This window comes from Citrobacter sp. KTE30, assembly GCF_000398825.1.
Taxonomy (GTDB): Bacteria; Pseudomonadota; Gammaproteobacteria; order Enterobacterales; family Enterobacteriaceae; genus Citrobacter; species Citrobacter freundii.
On record NZ_KB976055.1, the window covers coordinates 1,782,519 to 1,803,248 of the forward strand.

Below are 20,730 nucleotides of genomic sequence, written 5' to 3' on the forward strand. Positions count from 1 at the left end.
CCACACCGTATGCAAGAGCATGATTGCGGCCGACTGGCGAACGTTCGATAGTGCGAGTATTGAATGATTGCCAGTCACGGCGGATTGTACTTAAGCAATATGACGGTTCAAGGCGTTTAATCTGAAACCAGCCACATATCAGCCTCTTCAAACATTTCCTGAACAGTACGGCTTATCTGCTCCTTCTCATGCTTGCTGGCGTCAGTGTTGATCGCCGGCAGTGTCATCATCGGTTTAACCCGGACATCAGCATCGGGGAAGATCCGGTGAACCCTCTTGGTCAATTCGCCCAGAATGATATCTTTTGCACCGGGCAGACCATCAAAATTCCTTTTGTCATAAACGAGTTCCACGAACATTGAATATTGCTCCTTTGCTGGATGGATATACAGTATTTATGCTGTGTTTTTATCCGGTGTTCAAGAGGGGTTAAATGATGCCACGACGTAGCGATATTGAAATAGCCTGGTATGCTTCGATACAGCAAGAACCGAATGGCCGGAAGACTGTCACCACACAGCGATTTGTACAGGAACTGAGCAAGGTTAACTGGAACTGGACGATGAAGCAGGCCAACGAATGGATCGAGTGGTATGTGACAACATTCCGCGATGTATCAACGCTGGAAGGAGAGAACCGTACTTTTCAGTTGTTCAATCCAAACGGAGGACTGTAGCCATGGGCTTCCCTTCACCTGCCAGTGATTACGTTGAAAAAAGGATTTCGCTTGATCAGCAGCTGATCAGCCAGCCATCAGCGACTTACTTTATGCGCGCTTCGCGTTCACATTTCAGGGAAGGGATAATTCAGGGGGCGCTGCTTGTTGTGGATGCTTCGCTTTCAGCCTGTGATGGCTCACTGCTGATATGTGCGATAGACGGAGAATTCAGGATCAAGCGATACAGAGCTCACCCTCAGCCTCACCTGATAAATCTGGAAAACGGAAGAAGAGAGGCGCTGCCAGTGGATGATGATGCTTACAGTTCTGCACCCGCTATATTCGGGGTGATTACGTACATCATCAATGATGCCAGGAATGCGGAGTTTGATGACTGCCCGGTGATGTGAATAGTTGAAACTTTACGGTAGAGTTGATGTTTTGTGTCGGGGTTTTTCCCCTATTATTCCCCGTAGCTTCCCCATTCAGAAAACAGGCATAAAAAAACCAGCCGTAACAGGCTGGTTTTTAGAGGATTTTTGGTCGCACGAGAGGATTTGAACCTCCGCCCCCCGACACCCCATTACGGTGCGCAACCATTTCAATGGCAGCTATGTGCCAGGAGCGGACGTGGAGAACAACAGTCTTAGTTGGTCAACGAGGAGCAGGTTAGCGGTTGTTGTCAAAGCCAGGCTTGATAGGTTTAAATATTGCATTCACAATGGTAGGGATTCTACACATGAAAAAACAATTGTTACTGCTTATACTGCTCATCACTTCCCAATCGTGGGCAAATCAACCCTCCCCAGGGGAGCAAGCTAAACAAATGGCTGAAGCAGCATGCCTATACCAATACAATGTCATCTACTCTCGCTTTACTTTGGGTTTTTCTGAGGAAAAAGCAATTCAGGCATCGTCTAAAATATTGACTAATTATTTGGAGAGTCATAAAGAAAATGCAGGGGATTTTTTTCTCTCCTCGATTCGTAGAAGCACAATTGCACAATTACGGGAGTTAGAAGTAAATAAAGCGGCAGTTCAGCAACTAAGAACTCCCCCACCAGATTTTAAAGATAAGTTTTTATCCTCTTGTAATGAAATGAAAAAAGAGCAATTGGAAGCTATGCATGTTTTTGGTTAAATTCAGCATACATACATACATACATACATACATACATACTGATGTGCTTATTTTTCGGCCATCGCATTTATTACTTTTGACCGTCGTTCGTAGCGGATCTCGCGGCGCTTCAGGCGGTCCGATTCGTGCCATTAGCGGAAGTAGTTAGAAACACTCTGTTATGATAACCGGGGAGCAGGTCAGCAGGACATCGCTCGTGAATCAAGAGCTTAAAAAAAGCCCCTATTACTGCTGTAGTGGGCTAAGTAAATTAGACATAGGTATAGCCGTACCATTTTGAGCTGATGGCTCGGTGGGGAAAGTGCGATATAAATCTGAGTCCCATGAGCAGAGCTAGCATTTAGAATTTTGAGGGTACGAAAGCGATTATCCGGCCTTCAATACATGTAGTGAAGGCCGGAAGGGATTAACACAGATTAAAACCATTCATCGTCTTCATAGTCGGATGAAGAAGGATGAGCAGTAAGGTAATCAGTATCGACCGCGATGCGGCATACACCATTATCATTGCGGATACTGAGATCAAACTCTGTGATCCGATGATTCATCTCCTCGAGTTCAACCAGCACATCGAAGCCATACTCCTGGTTAAAGTAGATGTATAACCCACGATACCCTTTTTCTCCGTCGTAATTTCTCACGCCGGTTTCTTCAAGTCCAAACTCACGAGCCTCAACATCGAACGATTCAATCAGTTCATCAGTGCTGTAGTGACTGACATGGACTGTCATGCTACCAGTTAATTTCATTATTTTTTTCCTCGATGCATCAATTTAAGGTCTAGCGCGGACTCCAGGCGGGCACATTCGTCATACATCACAGGAACAATGTCTTGATGAAATTGCTGCAGCTGGACGTAATCAAGTCTCAACAGCTTCCGAATAAAGCCGGTACGATAAGTCCATGAGAGCTTTCTGCTGACACAATAGTCCGACATTTGAGCACTAATGTCGGACTCAAATCCCTCCCAACAACTCATCACACTAAAAATATTGCCGACGTATTTACGAAACTCCCCATGCAGTTTTCTCTCATTAAGCACAGCAATCGCTCTTGAAGCCAGCTCATCAAAATCCTTCCGATAGATAAGGTTGCCCATATCCATCAACGCGCTGTAAATGGCCAGCCCCTTAGATGTCCCTCCACGGCGAAGTAGCTGAAGGCTCAGAGGTGAGTTATCTTCATTTTTCGCATAACGTAAATAACGTACAAAATCGGCGACACGCCCAAGGTATTTGGGATTCATGTTCTTTTCTAATTGAGCACACCAGTTGCCCCCCGCGCTTCTTTCAAGCGCATGAATGACAGCAATACATGTTGCGATCATCATTTCTTCACTACCTGCTTTTGGCGATGAGAAAGATTCCTGGTCTTTACGCCAATGCAAATATGCTGAGACGCTACCTTCGAACTCTTCACTCTCTTTGATGAAATACATACCTTCATTGATGAGGACGTGTAGCCCTGCGTTCTTACACACGTGCTTAAAGAAAGCCAGCGTGTTTTCTTCATCCGCAGCGGAGTGAGTATTCACCGTGTATTTTTCCAGCACTGCATCAATCATCCTATCAAGAAACTGTAAGGTGTCCGACAGACCGGTCAGATAAGTTGCATCCGGAGCATCATAATCATTATCAACACGAGGCTTCATACGCAGTATTTCGACGACCATGCTTTCCATAGCACCCGCCGTTTCTTGTGCAAGACGCATAAAATTGCCGTGATTCGCAATATAGGTTTCAAACATATCAGAAGCGATCGCGCTGTAATGCTTCCTGTCGTCATGGAAATCGTAATAGCCCAATGAGTAGTAAGCAGGATCATCTTTCAACACGTATGACTTACGCCATTTTTTGGCCAACACGTTGAGAGGTGCCATCAGGAGAACAAGACGCCTGTCGCTCTGCGTATTTTTATGGTTTGAATATTGTACCCTTGCGATTTCTGGGCCGAGCAGAGAACGTACAGAGTTGCGGTGATTTTTAAGGTCATCCACATCCTTATAAGACTGTCCGGTTTTAAAATGCGGAGCCAGGATTGCCATAGCACGATTTATCTCATCACGAAGAGCATCTTCTGTGGCAAGCTCAGGCTCCTGCCCGAAATGGGCCAAGTGGTCATATAAAACACTTTCAGAAACGTGATCAGTCATACGGTATCTCCTTATTGATGTCGATGATCTCATGATACTGAAACGGCCTGCTGAGTCAGGGATGCAAACTTATATTCCTCAGGATGTGCCCCAAAATAACTTACAACATGCAAATGCTGGGCATTGTGTAGTGAACTGGGTATGGGATCATGATGCCCGGAACAACTTGTTGACCAGCTCCCTGTTGATCAACATGAAGTGCTGCTAGCAATGTCCGAAGATCGCTCATAAGGGACAACCATACTCAAATCTCCCACATTGCAGGAGATTTGAGTATGAACACGTCACCGTGGAACAAAGACCGTATCATAGGCCAAAAAAGACCACTTCAGATATCTCATATCTGGGGTATCCGAATTCGACTTGAACTGGAAGGTAAAACGCGCGATTTAGCTCTGTTCAATATGGCCCTGGACAGTAAGCTTCGAGGTTGTGATCTGGTCAAACTCAAAGTATCTGATGTTGCATATGGTAGCTCTGTTTCAAGCAGAGCAACGGTGTTGCAACAGAAAACCGGTAGCCCTGTGCAATTTGAGATAACTAAAGGGACAAGAGAAGCTGTTGCTGCATTGATAAAATTTAGCAATTTGCACAGTAAAGGCTTCTTGTTTCGGTCTCGGGTCGGAACTAACCAGCACATTTCAACCCGGCAATACAACCGAATCTTTCATGGGTGGGTAGAAAAGCTTGGTCTCGAAGATTCGCTTTACAGCACACATTCCATGAGAAGAACAAAACCTTACCTGATCTACAAGAAAACCAAGAATCTCCGGGTGATCCAACTTCTGTTGGGTCATAAGAAACTGGAAAGCACAGTCCGTTATCTGGGCATTGAAGTCGATGATGCGTTAGAGATCTCTGAATCGATTGAAGTCTAAGGTTGTCAGGGCTGCAACAGCAGCCCTGTGCCAATAGGAGACGCTAGTGACATTATGCTATGTTAACGTATTGCACTAATCCATATTTCGATGGTCAAGATATATGAAAGTCAGTCAACTCAAAATCATATCTCACAATGATATATTACCTGCCCTTTCAGGAAGAGTGTTCCATGTTACGCCTGAAAATAATATGTCTCTCATAAAACAGTCCGGCGCTTTGATCCCAAACTCGGAATTATTGCAGATATCAAAATTTGGAAACTCATCAAATGGTTTTTTCAGACGGCGCAACTGTGTTTCCTTTTTTGACTACAGATGTTATGGGACTAAGCATTGGGAAGAACATGCCTATAAATGTTTTCCAACTCAGTTTATAAAACATGTGCCTAATGATAGAATTTCAATACTATTTCTTCATGAAAGCAAATTCGATAAATTGATCCCCTGGACTGCATGGAAAGAAGAAGCGGCATGGAGTGATAGGGTGGTCCCATATGTTGAAACTGGATATAAAGGCATGGTCTCCTTAAGTGAAATTACTGAGGAGTTAATTGTTGGGTTTGACTGCTAGCAAAGTCAAAAAAATCGCTAACGAATGGAGAAGGTACCTACTTATGGACCGGTATTTTATGGCCTGCTTGCCGCTATCTTTAGGCTCATTAAGTGGGATTTTTCGATGACTCCCATTCCGTCTTGTGTATTCGATGTATATGCCTTATCGCTTCCCCGAGGTCTAGGATTTGGGGATGATCCTCCAGTTAGCGCTTGGGGTAGTCATGATCATGTCACAGTCTGTGCACTGACACGTAATTGTCACAGCGGAAAGCATGGCATTCTTATAATGCGGCGTCGTGAAGACGATGTATGGGCAGTGCTACGCTGGGAGTCAGATTCATATAGTGAAGAAGAGGCTTTCACAATTATAGGTAAGGCATGCGATGAATCTGCGAGTCGCGTCCCTTTGCCTCCGGGTACACGCAGGCGCGCACCGCTTTGGGATGTTGAAGGTAGAGAACCAAGTAACAATTCAAACTACTTGGACATCCTTGTAGAGCGCCTGGCGCATGGATGCTTAATCAATTGTATCTTGCAATGCCAAATCCGGATACTCACTGGGCAAGAGAGTGCCAGACTGATAATTTTCATACACGTATTTGGGAAGCCATGCTCTTGGCCAGTTTCCGTGAACAGGGGTTGTTAGTCACTCAGGAGTACCCCTCTCCTGATTTTCACGTAATAAACAGGTCAGGTGGAGAAGCCTGGATTGAAGCTGTGACAGTTAATCCATCGGACCGTTATGACCATGCCAAGGCTAAACCTCTGACGTTTCCTTTAAACCGACAAGACAGGGTATCGGGAATTGCGGCTGAACGTTATGCGCGGACCCTAAGGAATAAACTGCGCAAGAATTACACTAGTCTCACTCATGTCGAAGGAAAGCCGTTTGCCATTGCCATCGCGGACTTTCACGCTCCTGGTTCAATGATGTGGAGCCGTGAGGCTCTAATTACCTATCTCTATGGATTTTATGGAAGAGAAAAAGAAATAGATGGGAAGGTTGTGGCTGTAGCAGAAACTGTCGACTGCCTCAAAAGCGACCCCAAAATCCGTGCTGGTTTGTTTAATTCACACGATAACATTGCTCTCTCAGCGGTTATTTTTTCTAATTCTGCGACTTTATCCAAGCTGAGCAGAGTACCTGTTTCTTCCGGCGCATTGATCAAAGGCTACCGGTACATAAGGATTGGCGAGTTCGCTAATGACTCGGCGGGAGCCTTACGTGGCACCCCCTTCAGTATGGATGTAGCCAGTGACCAATATCGTCGTCTTTGGGAACCCTATAGTTATGAGCCATGGACTTCAGAAATTGAAATTTTTCATAACCCAAACGCGGAAAATCCTATAAGTCCTGAGCTATTTCCAGAGGCCACGCATTGGCTTCCAGTTAACGGTGAGATAATTTGCAAACGCTTTTTCAAGCAAAGCATTTTAAAAAGCCAAACCATTATTCAACACTCAGATGATCCAGTTCCTAACGCAAATAGCCTCACGTTTCAGGAAACTTATGAGGCAGATGATAAAATTATTTGACTGACCGGCTTGATTCGCACAGAACGCTGTTAGCAATGTCCGCTCTTCGCTCAAAGCAGACGTTTTCCCCTGTCGCATCGTACATTAACGTATAGTTTGGATTAACTCTGGCCCTTGATTCTTAACATTCCCGACGGCACGCGTCACGGCGTGCCATAAAAATTTATCAGCGGACACGGAACCGTCAGCTACAATCTCCTCCGCTTCTTTCCCTCCAACATTCTGCCTCATCCATTCGCGAGCAGCATCTGGTGAGAGTACCAGTGGCCGCCTGTCGTGAATATCTACCAGTCCTTTATCGGCAGCAGCTGTTACTATCAGGAATCCTTCAGCTTCATCTCCACGTTCGAATGGTGTGCTGCCGATCGCCGCCATGAAAATCGGCTGGCCATCGGCTCGATGAATAAAGTAGGGCTGCTGTATGTCACCTTCCTTTTTCCATTCGTACCAGCCATCAGCAAAGCAAATTGCGCGACCATGTTGCCAGAGTGGTTTAAACATTCTGCTGGTGGCCGCAGTTTCAGAGCGTGCGTTAATTAGCGGTGGTTTATCCCACCATCCGGGGGCGTATCCCCAGATAACTGGATCAAGATGGAGTTTCTCGTCACGTTCGCTCAGAAGCAGAACTTTGGTACCCGGCGCCACGTTGAAACGTCCGATCGGTTCCGGGTCATATGGAATGTCTTGCTCGGCTTCTTCTGCGAGAAGGGCGAGATAGTCTTGACGTGTCATTGACTGTGAAAAACGTCCACACATAGAAACCTCCAGCCATATGTAAGACTGGAAGTATAGGATATCGTCCTACAAGAAACGTTTTGAACCCTACACCTGAACCACGATGCAAGTAGTAAATGGCATTATTGGGACCAAATCATATCAAACAAAATGAATATACTTCAGATTTGGAATGATAACAGGAGGAATAGAATGCCAAAAAAAGACCAAAACTATTATGCGAATGTTGCGCGTCAGACTGAGGCAAGAAGTAGCAAAAGGACACAATATCGCGAGTTTCTTGAACGAAATGGGTATGAGCATAACGAGGATAATGCTCATTTTTTCGCTATAAGTTTAGGATTAAATTCACATGATAGAGTAAACCTCGTTCATGAATTGATGTCGGGGTTTTGACTGCAGTAGAAACATGATCTGGTTAAATGTGTTCACCATTGAGGTTTAATCTTAGTGATAACCCTTTGAATGTTCATAGGTCAAGTTACTGAACTATTGGCGAAAAAATGATGTAACCGATTGATAATTATTAATAACACGCATGATTTAAAATCCCTTTATCGTGAAAGGGCTGATAGGTGCAGGCACTTGTTTTTGCCCTCTAAAACGGTTATCAAAACCCAAAAACATACATTGATAATCAATCAGTTAGGGGAAAGCTGAAAGCCAGTTGCTTTACAATAAAATTATAGAATTATTGTTATTTATCATTTGGTTGTATATGAAGCATCTAACTACTGCTGCGCCACATGAGTTGGGTAGAAGCGGCTGACCTGATTGTTAAAGGTATGGAAGGCGCGATCAACGCGAAAACCGTAACCTATGACTTCGAACGTCTGATAGATGGCGCTAAGCTGTTGAAATGTTCAGAGTTTTGTGACGCGATCATCGAAAATATGTAATCCACATTCTGGGTTGTATGAGAACGGGAGCCGGTTGGTTCCCGTTTTTTTGTGCCTGATAAATTCTTTCCCTGTCATTTTATCCGCTCAGTACCTAGGGGGATCAGGGCTTGTTGTGGTCTATTTATGTTTGATTTAGCTAAAAAAAGGCAAAACGAGACTAAAGCCTCCGACATAAAGCGCTGACCAGGTCGCCGCAGAGATCAGACTGACTGCATACACTTTCACTGGATGAAGATGCAACATTCCAGCAACTAATGGCACAATGTAACGCAGCACGGCAATAAAGCGCGAAGTAAAAAGTATCGGTACAGAACTGTTTTGCAACCGGCGTCGAACCCGTACTACTGTATCGGCATGACGCGACATGATGCGTGCCAGCCAGGGTAGATGTCCCATCATCATTCCAAGGTGATAATTAACAATTGTCCCGCACCATGCGCCAATCATTACAGCAATTCCCGCTTCCCATGGCGCAATAGTCGCCTTGCCGACGGAAATTACAGCAACCAACATAACAGATGCTGGCGGTAATACAGCTGAAATGAGGAACGTAGATTTTGCGAATGCTATTCCAAAAAGCAGGCCCCACAGGCTGAAAGGATGAAGCGCGAAATGGCTCATCAACGCGTTTACCCACTCCATCAATGCTTCTCCAGTTAAGGTTCCTTGGCTATTTAACCGCGATACGGCTTAATCAGGCCTCAACACAGATGAATTACTGACTGCTGCACTTAATCCCGGCTGTGACAGCTGTCTGCGTATAGCAGCAGAATACAGTTGAGCGGGATAGGGTAAAGGAAGATGAATCGAACGCACTTAATCTGAAACCAGCCACATATCAGCCTCTTCAAACATTTCCTGGACAGTACGGCTTATCTGTTCCTTCTCGTGCTTGCTGGCGTCAGTGTTGATCGCCGGCAATGTCATCATCGGTTTAACCCGGACATCAGCGTCGGGGAAAATTCGGTGAACCCTCTTGGTCAATTCGCCCAGAATGATATCTTTTGCACCGGGCAGCCCATCAAAATTCCTTTTGTCATAAACGAGTTCCACGAACATTGCTTATCGTCTCTTTGCTGGATGGATATACAGTATTTATACTGTGTTTTTATCCGGTATTCAAGAGAGGGCATAAACATGGGCTTTCCTTCACTTGCGGCAGATTATGTTGAAACACGAATCTCCCTCGATCAGCAACTAATCAGCCAGCCCGCAGCGACTTATTTCATGCGGGCATCGCGTTCACATTTCAGGGAAGGAATACTTCAGGGGGGCTGCTTGTTGTGGATGCGTCACTTACTGCCTGCGATGGCTCATTGCTGATATGTGCAATTGTAAGTAGCCCGCATAATCGTGCCATTCACACTTAGAGATCATCCGGCATAATCAATCTGCCAAAGCGGACATTGGTAAGCTCATGCAGTATGGATTCACGAAGAACATACGTTATATTTTGTCCTGATTGACACGGGATGAAAGCTCCTGATGGCTCTCTTTTCGCTCGCTGTAACGATCTGCAAGATAACTGGTTTGTCCCTTAAGCAGCAGCGTGATTTTAAACAGCTCCTCGGCTACATCGACGATGCGGTCATACCATGAAGAAGGTTTCATTCGTCCGTTTTCGTCGAACTCTTGCCATGCCTTGGCTACAGAGGACTGGTTGGGGATCGTAAACATCCGCATCCAGCGACCAAGTATACGCATCTGGTTCACGGCATTGAAGGACTGTGAACCGCCGCAGACCTGCATTACCGCAAGTGTTTTGCCCTGCGAAGGACGAATCGCTCCTTCACTTAAGGGTATCCAGTCAATCTGCGCCTTCATGACTGCGCTCATAGCACCGTGCCGTTCCGGAGAACTCCACACCATCCCATCACACCATCTGACCAGACCGCGCAGCTCGGTGACTTTGGGATGCGTGTCCGGCGCATCATCCGGCAGGGGTAAACCGGAGGGGTTAAACAGTTTCACTTCCGCGCCCATCGCCGTCAGCAGGCGACCGGCTTCCTCCGCGGCAAAGCGGCTGTAGGAGCGCTCTCTCACTGAACCATACAGGATCAGAATCCGTGGTGGCTCCTGCACGTTCAGGCGTTCAGCGATGTGTTGATCAAAGCATTTAGTATTCAAGGCAGGAAATTGTTCCATTTTTCTCCTCCAGAGAGAGCTGATGATTTCAAAGTTGATACATATGATTTACCATATATGTATTCTAAAGGGAACGGAGAGAAAAATGCTACAACCTGTTCAGCTTTTCAAAATCTTGTCAGATGAAACTCGTCTCGCCATTGTCATGCTTCTGCGGGAGTCCGGAGAACTGTGCGTGTGCGATATCTGTGCAGCTACCGCCGAATCACAGCCCAAAATATCACGCCATATGGCCGTCCTGCGCGAGGCAAAGCTTGTTCTTGATCGTCGGGAAGGGAAATGGATCCACTATCGTCTGTCACCTCATATTCCGGCGTGGGCCGCGGAGACAATCACGACATCCTGGCTGTGCCTTCGGGAGGATGTGCGGGAATGGTTGGCAAAGTCGGCCTGTACCTCCTGCTGAGGCAGGAAAACATATTTACATAATCATATATAATGGAGTCTGAAATGTTTTTGGCAGGGAGTATATTTTTACTGACGCTGGTACTGGTTATCTGGCAACCCAGAGGCCTGAGCATTGGCTGGAGCGCGAGTATTGGAGCTGCGCTGGCGCTGGGAACCGGAGTCATCCATATCGCAGATATTCCCGTTGTCTGGAATATCGTCTGGAACGCGACAGCGGCATTTATTGCGGTCATTATCATCAGCCTGTTGCTTGATGAGTCCGGCTTCTTTGAATGGGCCGCACTGCACGTCTCCAGCTGGGGTAACGGACGTGGTCGCCTTTTGTTTACCTGGATAGTCTTGCTTGGTGCCGCTGTTGCTGCGTTGTTTGCCAATGACGGCGCTGCGCTGATCCTGACGCCGATTGTAATTGCGATGCTGCTCGCACTGGGATTCAGCCAGGGCACGACATTGGCGTTTGTCATGGCCGCAGGATTTATTGCAGATACGGCCAGCCTGCCGCTAATTGTTTCTAACCTGGTGAATATCGTCTCGGCGGACTTTTTCGGTCTGGGCTTTACGCAGTATGCCTCCGTTATGATCCCCGTAGATGTGGCAGCGATTGCGGCCACTCTGGTCATGCTGCATCTCTTCTTTCGCAGGGACATTCCGGCGACGTATGACGTTTCGCTGCTGAAGACGCCTGCCAGTGTGATAAAGGATCCGGCAACGTTCAGGGCGGGCTGGATTGTCCTGTTATTGCTGCTTGTCGGTTTCTTTGTTCTGGAGCCACTGGGGATCCCGGTCAGTGCGATAGCGGCTACTGGCGCAGCAATACTGTTTATAGTGGCGAAAAGAGGTCATGCCATCAACACCGGAAAAGTCCTCCGCGGTGCGCCATGGCAGATCGTTATTTTTTCGTTGGGTATGTACCTGGTGGTCTACGGCCTGCGCAATGCAGGGCTTACGGAGTATCTGTCTGACGTGCTGAACTTACTGGCAGAAAAGGGGTTATGGGCAGCAACGTTCGGCACCGGCTTCCTGACCGCGTTCCTGTCGTCGGTGATGAACAATATGCCGACGGTGCTGATTGGTGCACTGGCGATTGACGGGAGCACGGCAACTGGCATCGTCAAAGAGGCAATGATTTATGCCAACGTGATTGGCTGCGATTTAGGTCCGAAAATCACCCCGATTGGCAGTCTGGCAACCCTGCTTTGGCTGCATGTGCTTGCCCAGAAAAATATAACGATTACCTGGGGATATTACTTCCGTACGGGTATTATCATGATTCTGCCCGTGCTGTTTGTCACTCTGGCCGCGCTGGCGTTGCGGCTCTCCATCACTTTGTAATGAGATACAGATATGAGCAACATTACCATCTATCACAACCCTGCCTGCGGCACTTCTCGCAACACGCTGGAGATGATCCGTAACAGCGGCAACGAACCAACGATAATTTATTATCTCGATACGCCACCGACCCGTGATGAGCTGATTCAACTTATTTCAGATATGGGAATTACGGTGCGTGCATTACTGCGTAAGAATGTTGAGCCTTATGAACACCTGGGTCTTGATGAAGAGAAATTTAGTGATGAGCAGTTAATTGATTTCATGCTTCAACATCCGATCCTGATTAATCGGCCGGTAGTCGTTACGCCGCTTGGCACTCGTCTTTGCCGCCCTTCAGAAATAGTGTTGGATATTCTACCGGAAGGTCAGAAAGGAGCGTTTACCAAAGAGGATGGCGAGAAGGTCATTGACGAAACGGGTAAGCAGATTAAGTAATCTGCCACTTCAAAATACCGGATGTCTGTTCACGCTATGCGGGCGTCCGGTTTTCGCTCAAATCGGACCTCTGCGGCAGCAACAGCTTTACCATCGAGGCTTGCCATTAGTGGTAGTGTGTTGAATGCGCTGGCGTGAAAAACTTGGATTCTTGGCGAAAACTCTTCCCCAAAACTAAAACCAAAGTTTAGATAATCAATGAGTTTAAAATGGTAGCTACTGGCTGATTTGAAAGTAGAGAGGATGATAATTTCGACTTTATCAAATGGTTGCTATGATTTTAGCAATGAAATGTTGCGCCACATGGGGTGGACCGAAGCGACTGACTTAATTGTTAAAGGTATGAAAGGTGCGATCAACGCCAGGACCGTAACCTATGATTTCGAACGTCTGATGGACGGCGCTAAGTTGCTGAAATATTTAGATTTTGGTGACGCGATCATCGAAAACATGTAATCCAGATTCTGGGTTGTATAAGAATGGGAGCCGATTGGTTCCCGTTTTTTTTACCTGCAAAGTGCTTTCCGGGCACTCAGACTATTAAACTCATTTTAATAGCACTAAAGATTAAATTTTTATCTTTGTCATTACAATTCTATTTATTGATAAAAGATATTCATATCTTTTAATATTTATTTAAATTCATCCGGGTATGAGAACTAAATATAATTGAGTGGTGTTTGTATATTGTTAATTATTATATGAAAAACAGTCGTTTTAAAAACAAGAAAATATTGAGAGTATATTAAAGGTGGTGGCATTTTAATGTTGTTTTACTCTAATTTTAAATCCATTTTTATCAGCATGCTATGATAATTTATTATTCTGAATGCTAATAATGTCCAAAAAAGAATATTTTTCCCGATTGATTTTTTATTACCTTTCTGTTTTTATCTTGGCGACATGCTTGAGACATAAAATTCAAAGCATGACTCCTTATTATGTGTGTTGCTTACTATTAGTTGATGATGAAAATGGTTATTAAAATGCTAAGTTTAAAAACGGGTTTAGTGGCTGTTACATTATGTTTTGCTATGACAGTTTATGCAGGAGAAAGCGTAGTCACCGGCGGTTATGTACATACCCGGACAGATGGACAGAACCTTAACGGTCTTAACGCTAAATATGGTTATACCCCAGATGAAAGTGATTTAGGCGTTATAACATCCTTAACTATTTCAGCAAATGACGATAATGATATAGATCGTGGTTATGGTTCTGCATTAGTCGGTGCAAGTTATAAAGTAAATGATGTGATAAAACCTTATGTAATGGTGGGTATTGGGAGAGGTGCGATCAAAGCGAATGGTGAAACTGATACTTCTACAGGTTTTGCCTATGGTGCTGGTATTCAGTTTACCCCCATTGCAGCTTTCACTGTTGATGCAGGCTATGAAGGTTCTAAGGTCTTTGGCGCGCAAGCTAATAGTATTGTAGTCGGCGCCGGCTGGAAATTCTAAGGTTATTTATATGAATAAATTAATGATAATACTGGTTGCATTTTCTACTGTTTCTTTGATGTCTGGTTGCGTATCAGAAGAACAACGCTTAGCTAAGTGCGAAGCGAAGGGAATTAGCCGTGATGTTTGTTATCACGAAGAAAAAGAATATTGGAATAATTACAGTGCTAACATGAGTCGACTGCAGGCTGCTAATACACAAGCAGATGCTTTTAAAGAGTCTATGAGTGATCGCAAGAAGCATAAGCATTATGATGACGATTAATATTTTAGACCACGTACATACTGTCTTGAGTGTTTATGTTCTTAACATTATAATCATTTATTAATTATTCAAATGCTTATGCTCAGGAATCACTCTCAAAAGCGTATTTTTTTCTGTATATAGTGATGAAATAATGCAGCGCCAGCATGGACTGCAATCAGAAGTAACAGATGTTGGCGAGTTGACTCCCCCCAAGGCCAGAGGTATTTATGATAACAATGGCCTTAATTTGGTTTGAGAAAAACGCTTCGCCTGCTGTATGCAATCATTCTTTTGATGAAAGTTTGTACGGGAATACGTGCAGGGCATTGGCTGCAATGGGGTAAACACCAAGGCCTTCTGTTCGAGCTTTAATTTCCTCGAATGAGAGTGAAGGGGAAGGTTCTCGTCCTCCCCACAGATTAATACCTTCAGGAACATCGTCCCGACTGTACTCCTCGGCGATCTCAATAGTTCCGCCGCTATTCAATTCGATCACGACGCTTTTTCCGTCAACAGGAATGAGATTCCCTTCATTGTCAGTGATAAAGATTTTCATTTGCTTACCTCTTATTAGTACATTCATATGATAGCAAAATTGGAAGGAGGGATGTCATTATCGTTATGATCTTTCCAGGGATTATTTTTTATAAAAATCAATTTCTTATGTTGTAGCTTTGGAAGTGTGACTGGGCGCATGGCGACTTTTGATTCTATCTACCATGCTCTGTAGAGATAAATTAGAACACGTCAATGCTCATCGCAACGACTGATCAGTTTTCACCACGGGACATGAGAATGCGCAAAGTACTTTTACCGGTAACCGCAGCGGTGTGTCTTTTTTTGATAGGTGTTTTTATTCTTAATATGCAGCTGTGGTATTCCTCTTCGACAGAAATCCTTGGAGGAGCCAGATATGCCGCGAAAAATATGGATAACATACTGGATGAAGCTTTCCAGGCAACTCGAACCGCTATGCACATCGCCGAAAAAAAATGCGATCTGGAGGGTCAATACCAACTTGGAACTGAAGCTGCACTTCGCCCTCATTTGCGAACGCTGATCATTATCCGACAGGGGAAGCTTTGGTGTACGTCACTGCCAGGTAATCGGATCTTGCTTAAGCAAATTCCGGTGATTACTGATACAAATCTGCTGCTTACTCCCGCAAGAAATACGGAAAATGAGATACCCGTTCTGCTGTATCAAACTCGTTTTCAAACCAACCACATCATTGTCACTATTAGCGGGGTGCATATCCGTGGAGCATTAAATGTTCCGTTAAAGGGGGTGACATATTCACTACTCGTAGGTGACGAAGTGCTTGGTTTATTGGGTGATGTGAAAACCGTTACAGCAAGCTCACAGATGTCTGGTCAGGTGAATTCCGCAAAGTATCCGTTCAGCATTATTTATAATGAACCGCCATTGTTTAGTGCAAAAAGGCTGGTTACACAAGGTTCAGGGATTCTGGTTTTTATCCTGTTAATATCTTTCGCAGCCGCTTATGCCATTGATAAATATCTAAATAAGAACGATACCCCAGAAGAAACGTTGCGCAGAGCGATAGTAAAAGGAGAGATCGTGCCTTTTTATCAACCTATCGTAAATGGTCGTGAGGGGACGTTACGCGGTGTTGAAGTGCTGGCCCGATGGAAACATCCAACAGCCGGATATATCTCTCCTGCCTCCTTCATTCCCGTCGCCGAAAAATCAGGCCTGATAGTGCCACTAACTCAAAGTCTGATGAGGCAGGTTGCGGCGAATATGAACGCCATTGCCAGCAAACTGCCATCTGGATTCCATGTCGGTATTAACTTCAGCGCATCCCATATCACTACCCCTACATTTGTTGAAGAGTGTCTGAAATTCAAAGATAGCTTCAGCCGCCATGATCTCAACCTGGTGATTGAAGTTACTGAGCGTGAGCCATTACATATAGATGAAGAACTTGTGCAGAGGCTCAATATCCTGCATGAAAATGGCTTTGTGATTGCGCTTGATGATTTTGGTACGGGCTATTCTGGGCTTTCTTATTTGCATGACCTGCACATTGATTACATTAAAATCGATCAGAGCTTTGTGGGAAGGGTTAATGAGCTTCCCGATTCAACCCGAATTTTGGATTGTGTTCTCGATCTGGCGCGCAAACTGTCTTTAAGCATCGTTGCAGAAGGAGTTGAAACGAAGGCTCAGCTCGATTATCTCAACAAAAACAACATTGTTTTCCTACAAGGGTACTATTTCTATAAACCAGTAACCTTCACTGAGTTCGTCATGCTTCTGCTGGCAAAGCCTAAAGTGAAGGTTTATGTCGAATAAATACAGGATAACCTTATTGATGAAAAGGGGGCATGAAATCTGCTTCGGGAGTAAAAATCCGATGATTATCTTTATTGTGAGACAAATCTCAGATTATGTTATTTAAAATCTATACCCTTATCGCTGTAGTGGTTATTTGTGTTTTCATATACAGCAACTGGATAATGGCATGGCAGATATAACATTCGCGATGGAGCGTGATTCAAGTCACAGCGCAGCGAAAAAAGAGTTGGATGTACGAAACAATACGAAGTACACAAACCGCAACCAGCTTGCGATTGCCGCAGCACTGTTTTTAGGTGGTATCGTCGGGGTTATTGTTTTGGCATTGTATCTAATGGTGCATGAAGGGGTGTTTCTGTATTAATCATTTAAATATTCTTATCGTTGGTGTATTGCTAGTAGGAGGTGGAACAAGCTACTTCTTCTGTATTGATGAACGGAATAACATCGTAGGGAATAGCTGTTTGTGGAGAAAGATTGTAGATCTTACCGTCATAGTGGCTATTTACATAAGAAAATGATCTTAATATAAAGCTAAGATCAGCGGGTAGAGTCGTGGGTTGAGCGTTAACTTCATTGTAAAACCGTTTACAGCTATCTTTCAAATCTAAACCTGAAAAAATTATTCTTTCAAATTTTAGACTAATGGCTATTTGTAACGCGCTAAATGCGACCGTAGCACTACCAAAATGACCATGTGCTACATCAGTTGAAAATGCAATTGTTTTCACTTTTCTGAATGCAGAGCATTTAATTCGGAGATTCCTGTTAGTCATTGTTTTTATTTTATAGCGAATCTTTCTACCGATACCACCTCTGGATTTGCAAATGTCCTTTAACAGAAAACATGTGTTGAGCAAGTTCTCTGCCTCTGTTGAATCAGCTCTTTTAATAACATCTTCACTAATAAAGGTATGCTGAGCATAGGCGGAATACTTATAAAATAAGTCTTTATTGTTTTCATAAAAAGAACCGTCACAAACAACATAAAGAAATACAGGGATATTGTTGTTAATTAAATAGCCTGCGCTACCATTTACGCAAATGCAGCTTTTACTACGCATTATCTCAAGGGGCGTATCTAATGATGAAGGTCCAGACAAGTAAATAATACAATCATCGGAAACTCTTTCACCCATTATTCCATTAAGTATTTCGTGTGTGATGAGCATGGCGGTTACCGTGGATGTTATTTTTGAAATAATAACATTGAGTATCCGTTCCAAATCAAAGAAGATGTTTCTTTTTGTTTTTCAAACTTGAAGAATTGATTATGTGAATGTATTTTTATTATTATTTTGATAAATGTTTTTTTGAGAGTAAGGTCAGGTAACTCAGAAAAATATGATGATGTTGGCTTTTGTTTTTCGATTTTTAAAATCCAGGCATTTGTTGTGTGAATAAATCTGATTCTGGTGTTCTTGCCTGGTAAGAATTTAACATGAAAATTAGTTACTTTTAGTTACAGGTGGCTGAGAGTGTTTTAATCATATCCTTATAAAGAGTGCGATTTTATAACATCATCCGCCTGTTATTTGATGTAACATAATTCCTGACGGGCTATCAATTCCAGTCCGTCAGGAAGGGAAAACAACATTAGAACTGATAGTTTAACGATACCCAGTAGTTACGACCCGGGTTTACGTATCCGGTGGTGGATTGTGCAGTCTGATAATAATCACCTGCGTAGGTGCTATTACGGCCCACCTGGTAAAGTTTAACCTCGCTAAAGTCTTTATCCAGCACGTTATTAACTGCCGTATTAAGTGTCAGATCTTTGGTCAGTTTGTAAGACATTCCCATGTCCAGGACGGTCCAGGCTTTTAAATTAGCACCTTTATCGTCATAGACGGCTTTTTGTACTGCGCTGAGATTGTCGTAATTTTCCGTGAAGCGTGGGGCCTTACCGCGATAACGTGCGCTCAGCCAGGCGTTCATATCTTCCGTTGCCTGCCAGTTCAGACGGGCGTTAGCCATATGCTTTGGTGTATAGCTTAACGTCGCGCCTTTATTGTCACCATCTTTTTGCTTGCTCTGAGTGTAGGTGTAGTTGAGAGATAAGGTCAGCACATCCGACCATAGAGGGAAGGTGCTGGCAAATTCAACGCCATCGGTCCTCGCCTTGCCGCTGTTGGTATAACTGTTGGTATTATCATCGATAGAATACGAGACAATTTTATTTTTGTATTCAGTATAGAAGCCGGTAATGTTGGCGTTAAGCCCGGCGTTGTTCTCGTAATACAGCCCGGTTTCGTAGCTGATGCTTTCCTCAGGTTTGAGGTCCGGGTTACCGACTGTATTCACCGTTCCCTGCGCGGTTACACCGCTGATCCCGTTATGTAACTGGCTCAGTGATGGTGCTTTATAACCTGTCGTTACGCCGCCTTTGAGGGTCCATTCATCAGATACGTCCCAGACCATATAGGCTCGTGGGCTGAGATGACCGCCAAAGACATCGTTATGCTCATAGCGTGTTCCTGCGGTTAAGGCCAGCGAATCGAGAATATGCCATTCATCTTCCGCATAGGCTGCCCACGTTTTTTGGTGGAACGTCTCGCCGGTATTGGCCAGCACCACACCATCTTTCATTCGTGCATCCCAGTATTCCCCGCCGAGGGTTAACAGATGCGAATCACCTAGTGGTGTCAGCAGCACGGAGTCCAGAATGACGTTGGTGTTCTTTAGTTCACGCGCGTCACCGGCACGACCTGCGTTCTCTGGCGTGAGTGCGGAGGAGACCAGTTGTCGGCCTTTGTTCTCGGTCTCATTCCAGCCGAGGGAGGATTTCCAGGTGCCGAACGTTAAGGCTGTATCGTGGCCGAGGGTCACTTTGTTACGCTCATAGCGCAGCGTTTTATCATAACCTCCCGTCAGGTTACCCAACTGACCGTCATCGTTGTCATAACGCTGTCTGGCGGAGTCGAGATCCAGCCACAGCGTATTGCTTTCATTGGCTTTCCAGTCGAATCGCGTGCCAATATTGTAGTTTTCCGACTCGGTTGGATAAGGTACGCGGGTGGAAGAGGTATCGCTCAGCGAAGTGACGCTGGAACCCTGACGCTGGGTGGTGCTCCCCCGAACCTGCATATCCAGTACGCCCGCGATTAACGGGCCGCTTGACCAGAAGTTGGCGACCGTACTGTTACCCCATTTATTACTCTCTTGCAGGTTAACGCCGGTATTGATGGAAGTGCTCCATTTATCGGTGCTTTTTTTGGTGATGATATTCACCACGCCACCGATTGCGTCGGAGCCATAAAGCGTCGACATCGGGCCGCGGATAACCTCAATATGATCGATTGCCGCCAGCGGGGGCATAAAGCTGGTATTCATGGCAGAGAAGCCGTTTGGCGTCACGTCGCTGCTGCCGTTTTGACGAATACCGTCAATCAGGATCAAGGTATAGCTGGCGGGCATGCCACGGATGCTGATCTCCAGACCGCCAGTTTTACCGGTGCTGCTTTCAACATCTACCCCTTCAACAGAACGCAGGGCTTCACCTAAGTCATTATATTTATTGGTTTGTAACTCTTGCTGCGAAATAACAGAGACGCTGGCGGCGGCATTGGTGATTTTCTTTTCGTAACCGGAAGCGGTTACCACCATGACATCTTCAGCAAATACCAGGGGGCTGGAAAATCCTAAACAGGACAGAACGACAGAGGCAACGGGTTTTAAACGCATAGTCAAACTTCCTTTGTTAAAAATCAAAGGCAGTAAGATAAGTGATCGTAATGATAATACAAATAATTATCATTACAAATTTACATAACTTGTCACTTCTGGTGTTTTTTTTGAATAAATATACATAAATTGTC

General features: G+C 44.8%; 21 protein-coding genes and 6 pseudogenes. 15 read left to right on the forward strand and 12 right to left on the reverse strand.

Annotation, left to right across the window (positions count from 1 at the left end):
• Positions 1-116: 116 nt before the first annotated feature.
• On the reverse strand, positions 117-359 hold the full coding sequence (locus WC1_RS14550; RefSeq protein WP_003840850.1) for a DinI family protein: 243 nt from the start codon (positions 357-359) through the stop codon (positions 117-119).
• Between the two features lie 95 nt (positions 360-454).
• Positions 455-532, reverse strand: a pseudogene (locus WC1_RS24650) (DinI family protein); the annotation flags it as partial.
• A gap of 30 nt (positions 533-562) precedes the next feature.
• On the opposite strand from WC1_RS24650, the pseudogene WC1_RS14540 reads away from it, so the two are divergent.
• Positions 563-1,068, forward strand: a pseudogene (locus tag WC1_RS14540) (S24 family peptidase).
• 329 nt (positions 1,069-1,397) lie between these two features.
• Positions 1,398-1,799: a hypothetical protein gene (locus tag WC1_RS14535; protein WP_016150076.1), complete on the forward strand. Its 402-nt coding sequence runs from the start codon at positions 1,398-1,400 to the stop codon at positions 1,797-1,799.
• A gap of 416 nt (positions 1,800-2,215) precedes the next feature.
• Here WC1_RS14535 and WC1_RS14530 read toward each other — a convergent pair whose 3' ends face one another.
• Together WC1_RS14530 and WC1_RS14525 are read right to left on the reverse strand one after the other, a co-directional pair.
• The gene (locus WC1_RS14530) at positions 2,216-2,548 is read right to left on the reverse strand and encodes a hypothetical protein (RefSeq protein ID WP_016150077.1); all 333 of its coding nucleotides are present in this window, start codon (positions 2,546-2,548) and stop codon (positions 2,216-2,218) included.
• Positions 2,548-3,951: a hypothetical protein gene (locus WC1_RS14525; RefSeq protein ID WP_016150078.1), complete on the reverse strand. Its 1,404-nt coding sequence runs from the start codon at positions 3,949-3,951 to the stop codon at positions 2,548-2,550. Before WC1_RS14525 ends, WC1_RS14530 begins: the two co-directional genes overlap by 1 nt.
• A 275-nt stretch (positions 3,952-4,226) precedes the next feature.
• Between WC1_RS14525 and WC1_RS14520 the strand changes: the two genes are divergently transcribed.
• The 3 genes from WC1_RS14520 to WC1_RS0122745 all read left to right on the forward strand — a co-directional run bounded on the left by WC1_RS14520 (position 4,227) and on the right by WC1_RS0122745 (position 6,923).
• Complete coding sequence (locus WC1_RS14520; RefSeq protein WP_016150079.1) at positions 4,227-4,829, forward strand: site-specific integrase; 603 nt, start codon at positions 4,227-4,229, stop codon at positions 4,827-4,829.
• Positions 4,830-4,932: 103 nt separating this feature from the next.
• Positions 4,933-5,403, forward strand: coding sequence for a hypothetical protein (locus tag WC1_RS14515; protein ID WP_016150080.1), 471 nt, complete (start codon positions 4,933-4,935; stop codon positions 5,401-5,403).
• Positions 5,404-5,900: 497 nt separating this feature from the next.
• Positions 5,901-6,923: a hypothetical protein gene (locus WC1_RS0122745; RefSeq protein ID WP_231385708.1), complete on the forward strand. Its 1,023-nt coding sequence runs from the start codon at positions 5,901-5,903 to the stop codon at positions 6,921-6,923.
• Between the two features lie 84 nt (positions 6,924-7,007).
• On the opposite strand, the gene WC1_RS14510 is transcribed toward WC1_RS0122745, so the two are convergent.
• The gene (locus tag WC1_RS14510) at positions 7,008-7,679 is read right to left on the reverse strand and encodes an SOS response-associated peptidase (RefSeq protein WP_016150083.1); all 672 of its coding nucleotides are present in this window, start codon (positions 7,677-7,679) and stop codon (positions 7,008-7,010) included.
• A gap of 710 nt (positions 7,680-8,389) precedes the next feature.
• Between WC1_RS14510 and WC1_RS23560 the strand changes: the two are divergent.
• Positions 8,390-8,557 (forward strand): annotated as a pseudogene (locus WC1_RS23560) (NADP-dependent isocitrate dehydrogenase); the annotation flags it as partial.
• A gap of 135 nt (positions 8,558-8,692) precedes the next feature.
• On the opposite strand, the gene WC1_RS14500 reads toward WC1_RS23560, so the two are convergent.
• Together WC1_RS14500 and WC1_RS14495 are read right to left on the reverse strand one after the other, a co-directional pair.
• Entirely contained in the window at positions 8,693-9,202 is a 510-nt protein-coding gene (locus WC1_RS14500) for a DedA family protein (RefSeq protein WP_003030767.1), read from the reverse strand.
• Positions 9,203-9,376: 174 nt separating this feature from the next.
• Positions 9,377-9,619, reverse strand: coding sequence for a DinI family protein (locus WC1_RS14495; protein ID WP_003840850.1), 243 nt, complete (start codon positions 9,617-9,619; stop codon positions 9,377-9,379).
• Between the two features lie 69 nt (positions 9,620-9,688).
• On the opposite strand from WC1_RS14495, the pseudogene WC1_RS23565 reads away from it, so the two are divergent.
• A pseudogene (locus tag WC1_RS23565) lies at positions 9,689-9,894 on the forward strand (S24 family peptidase); the annotation flags it as partial.
• A 112-nt stretch (positions 9,895-10,006) separates the two neighbouring features.
• Here the strand turns inward: WC1_RS23565 and arsH are convergent.
• Complete coding sequence (gene arsH / locus WC1_RS14490) at positions 10,007-10,705, reverse strand: arsenical resistance protein ArsH (RefSeq protein ID WP_016150087.1); 699 nt, start codon at positions 10,703-10,705, stop codon at positions 10,007-10,009.
• 85 nt (positions 10,706-10,790) lie between these two features.
• On the opposite strand from arsH, the gene WC1_RS14485 reads away from it, so the two are divergent.
• From WC1_RS14485 to WC1_RS14465, 6 genes and pseudogenes are all read left to right on the forward strand, one after another.
• Positions 10,791-11,111 carry a transcriptional regulator gene (locus WC1_RS14485; protein WP_003030762.1) on the forward strand — a complete coding sequence of 107 codons (321 nt, stop codon included), beginning with the start codon at positions 10,791-10,793 and terminating at the stop codon, positions 11,109-11,111.
• Positions 11,112-11,155: 44 nt separating this feature from the next.
• The gene (locus tag WC1_RS14480) at positions 11,156-12,445 is read left to right on the forward strand and encodes an arsenic transporter (protein WP_016150088.1); all 1,290 of its coding nucleotides are present in this window, start codon (positions 11,156-11,158) and stop codon (positions 12,443-12,445) included.
• Positions 12,446-12,457: 12 nt separating this feature from the next.
• The gene (gene arsC / locus WC1_RS14475; protein ID WP_003030760.1) at positions 12,458-12,883 is read left to right on the forward strand and encodes a glutaredoxin-dependent arsenate reductase; all 426 of its coding nucleotides are present in this window, start codon (positions 12,458-12,460) and stop codon (positions 12,881-12,883) included.
• Between the two features lie 291 nt (positions 12,884-13,174).
• A pseudogene (locus WC1_RS23570) lies at positions 13,175-13,339 on the forward strand (isocitrate/isopropylmalate family dehydrogenase); the annotation flags it as partial.
• 530 nt (positions 13,340-13,869) lie between these two features.
• A complete protein-coding gene (locus tag WC1_RS14470) occupies positions 13,870-14,343 on the forward strand; it encodes an Ail/Lom family outer membrane beta-barrel protein (protein ID WP_224773599.1) in 474 nt (157 codons plus the stop codon).
• Between the two features lie 10 nt (positions 14,344-14,353).
• Entirely contained in the window at positions 14,354-14,608 is a 255-nt protein-coding gene (locus WC1_RS14465) for a hypothetical protein (RefSeq protein ID WP_003846687.1), read from the forward strand.
• Between the two features lie 60 nt (positions 14,609-14,668).
• Here WC1_RS14465 and WC1_RS25115 read toward each other — a convergent pair.
• Together WC1_RS25115 and WC1_RS14460 are read right to left on the reverse strand one after the other, a co-directional pair.
• Positions 14,669-14,769: pseudogene (locus tag WC1_RS25115) on the reverse strand (cytochrome b); the annotation flags it as partial.
• A gap of 104 nt (positions 14,770-14,873) precedes the next feature.
• On the reverse strand, positions 14,874-15,146 hold the full coding sequence (locus tag WC1_RS14460; protein ID WP_003030757.1) for a hypothetical protein: 273 nt from the start codon (positions 15,144-15,146) through the stop codon (positions 14,874-14,876).
• A gap of 239 nt (positions 15,147-15,385) precedes the next feature.
• Here WC1_RS14460 and WC1_RS14455 point away from each other — a divergent pair, with 239 nt between their 5' ends.
• Together WC1_RS14455 and WC1_RS14450 are read left to right on the forward strand one after the other, a co-directional pair.
• The gene (locus WC1_RS14455) at positions 15,386-16,909 is read left to right on the forward strand and encodes an EAL domain-containing protein (protein ID WP_016150091.1); all 1,524 of its coding nucleotides are present in this window, start codon (positions 15,386-15,388) and stop codon (positions 16,907-16,909) included.
• Between the two features lie 169 nt (positions 16,910-17,078).
• Positions 17,079-17,276: a hypothetical protein gene (locus WC1_RS14450; protein WP_016150092.1), complete on the forward strand. Its 198-nt coding sequence runs from the start codon at positions 17,079-17,081 to the stop codon at positions 17,274-17,276.
• 31 nt (positions 17,277-17,307) lie between these two features.
• Here WC1_RS14450 and waaZ read toward each other — a convergent pair whose 3' ends face one another.
• Positions 17,308-18,084, reverse strand: coding sequence for a 3-deoxy-D-manno-oct-2-ulosonate III transferase WaaZ (waaZ, locus tag WC1_RS14445; RefSeq protein ID WP_016150093.1), 777 nt, complete (start codon positions 18,082-18,084; stop codon positions 17,308-17,310).
• Positions 18,085-18,508: 424 nt separating this feature from the next.
• A complete protein-coding gene (locus tag WC1_RS14440) occupies positions 18,509-20,596 on the reverse strand; it encodes a TonB-dependent receptor (RefSeq protein WP_016150094.1) in 2,088 nt (695 codons plus the stop codon).
• Positions 20,597-20,730 lie beyond the last annotated feature (134 nt).

Bases quoted from the DNA above. Each gene is read 5' to 3' on its own strand.
- WC1_RS14520 (WP_016150079.1), top strand. From the start codon at position 4,227: ATGAACACGTCACCGTGGAACAAAGACCGTATCATAGGCCAAAAAAGA.
- WC1_RS14495 (WP_003840850.1), bottom strand. From the start codon at position 9,619: ATGTTCGTGGAACTCGTTTATGACAAAAGGAATTTTGATGGGCTGCCC.
- WC1_RS14550 (WP_003840850.1), bottom strand. From the start codon at position 359: ATGTTCGTGGAACTCGTTTATGACAAAAGGAATTTTGATGGTCTGCCC.
- WC1_RS14450 (WP_016150092.1), top strand. From the start codon at position 17,079: ATGGCAGATATAACATTCGCGATGGAGCGTGATTCAAGTCACAGCGCA.
- WC1_RS14515 (WP_016150080.1), top strand. From the start codon at position 4,933: ATGAAAGTCAGTCAACTCAAAATCATATCTCACAATGATATATTACCT.
- WC1_RS14455 (WP_016150091.1), top strand. From the start codon at position 15,386: ATGCGCAAAGTACTTTTACCGGTAACCGCAGCGGTGTGTCTTTTTTTG.
- WC1_RS14440 (WP_016150094.1), bottom strand. From the start codon at position 20,596: ATGCGTTTAAAACCCGTTGCCTCTGTCGTTCTGTCCTGTTTAGGATTT.
- WC1_RS14525 (WP_016150078.1), bottom strand. From the start codon at position 3,951: ATGACTGATCACGTTTCTGAAAGTGTTTTATATGACCACTTGGCCCAT.
- WC1_RS14535 (WP_016150076.1), top strand. From the start codon at position 1,398: ATGAAAAAACAATTGTTACTGCTTATACTGCTCATCACTTCCCAATCG.
- WC1_RS14500 (WP_003030767.1), bottom strand. From the start codon at position 9,202: ATGGAGTGGGTAAACGCGTTGATGAGCCATTTCGCGCTTCATCCTTTC.
- waaZ (WP_016150093.1), bottom strand. From the start codon at position 18,084: ATGCTCATCACACACGAAATACTTAATGGAATAATGGGTGAAAGAGTT.
- WC1_RS14460 (WP_003030757.1), bottom strand. From the start codon at position 15,146: ATGAAAATCTTTATCACTGACAATGAAGGGAATCTCATTCCTGTTGAC.
- WC1_RS14510 (WP_016150083.1), bottom strand. From the start codon at position 7,679: ATGTGTGGACGTTTTTCACAGTCAATGACACGTCAAGACTATCTCGCC.
- arsH (WP_016150087.1), bottom strand. From the start codon at position 10,705: ATGGAACAATTTCCTGCCTTGAATACTAAATGCTTTGATCAACACATC.
- WC1_RS14480 (WP_016150088.1), top strand. From the start codon at position 11,156: ATGTTTTTGGCAGGGAGTATATTTTTACTGACGCTGGTACTGGTTATC.
- WC1_RS0122745 (WP_231385708.1), top strand. From the start codon at position 5,901: ATGCTTAATCAATTGTATCTTGCAATGCCAAATCCGGATACTCACTGG.
- arsC (WP_003030760.1), top strand. From the start codon at position 12,458: ATGAGCAACATTACCATCTATCACAACCCTGCCTGCGGCACTTCTCGC.
- WC1_RS14485 (WP_003030762.1), top strand. From the start codon at position 10,791: ATGCTACAACCTGTTCAGCTTTTCAAAATCTTGTCAGATGAAACTCGT.
- WC1_RS14530 (WP_016150077.1), bottom strand. From the start codon at position 2,548: ATGAAATTAACTGGTAGCATGACAGTCCATGTCAGTCACTACAGCACT.
- WC1_RS14465 (WP_003846687.1), top strand. From the start codon at position 14,354: ATGAATAAATTAATGATAATACTGGTTGCATTTTCTACTGTTTCTTTG.
- WC1_RS14470 (WP_224773599.1), top strand. From the start codon at position 13,870: ATGCTAAGTTTAAAAACGGGTTTAGTGGCTGTTACATTATGTTTTGCT.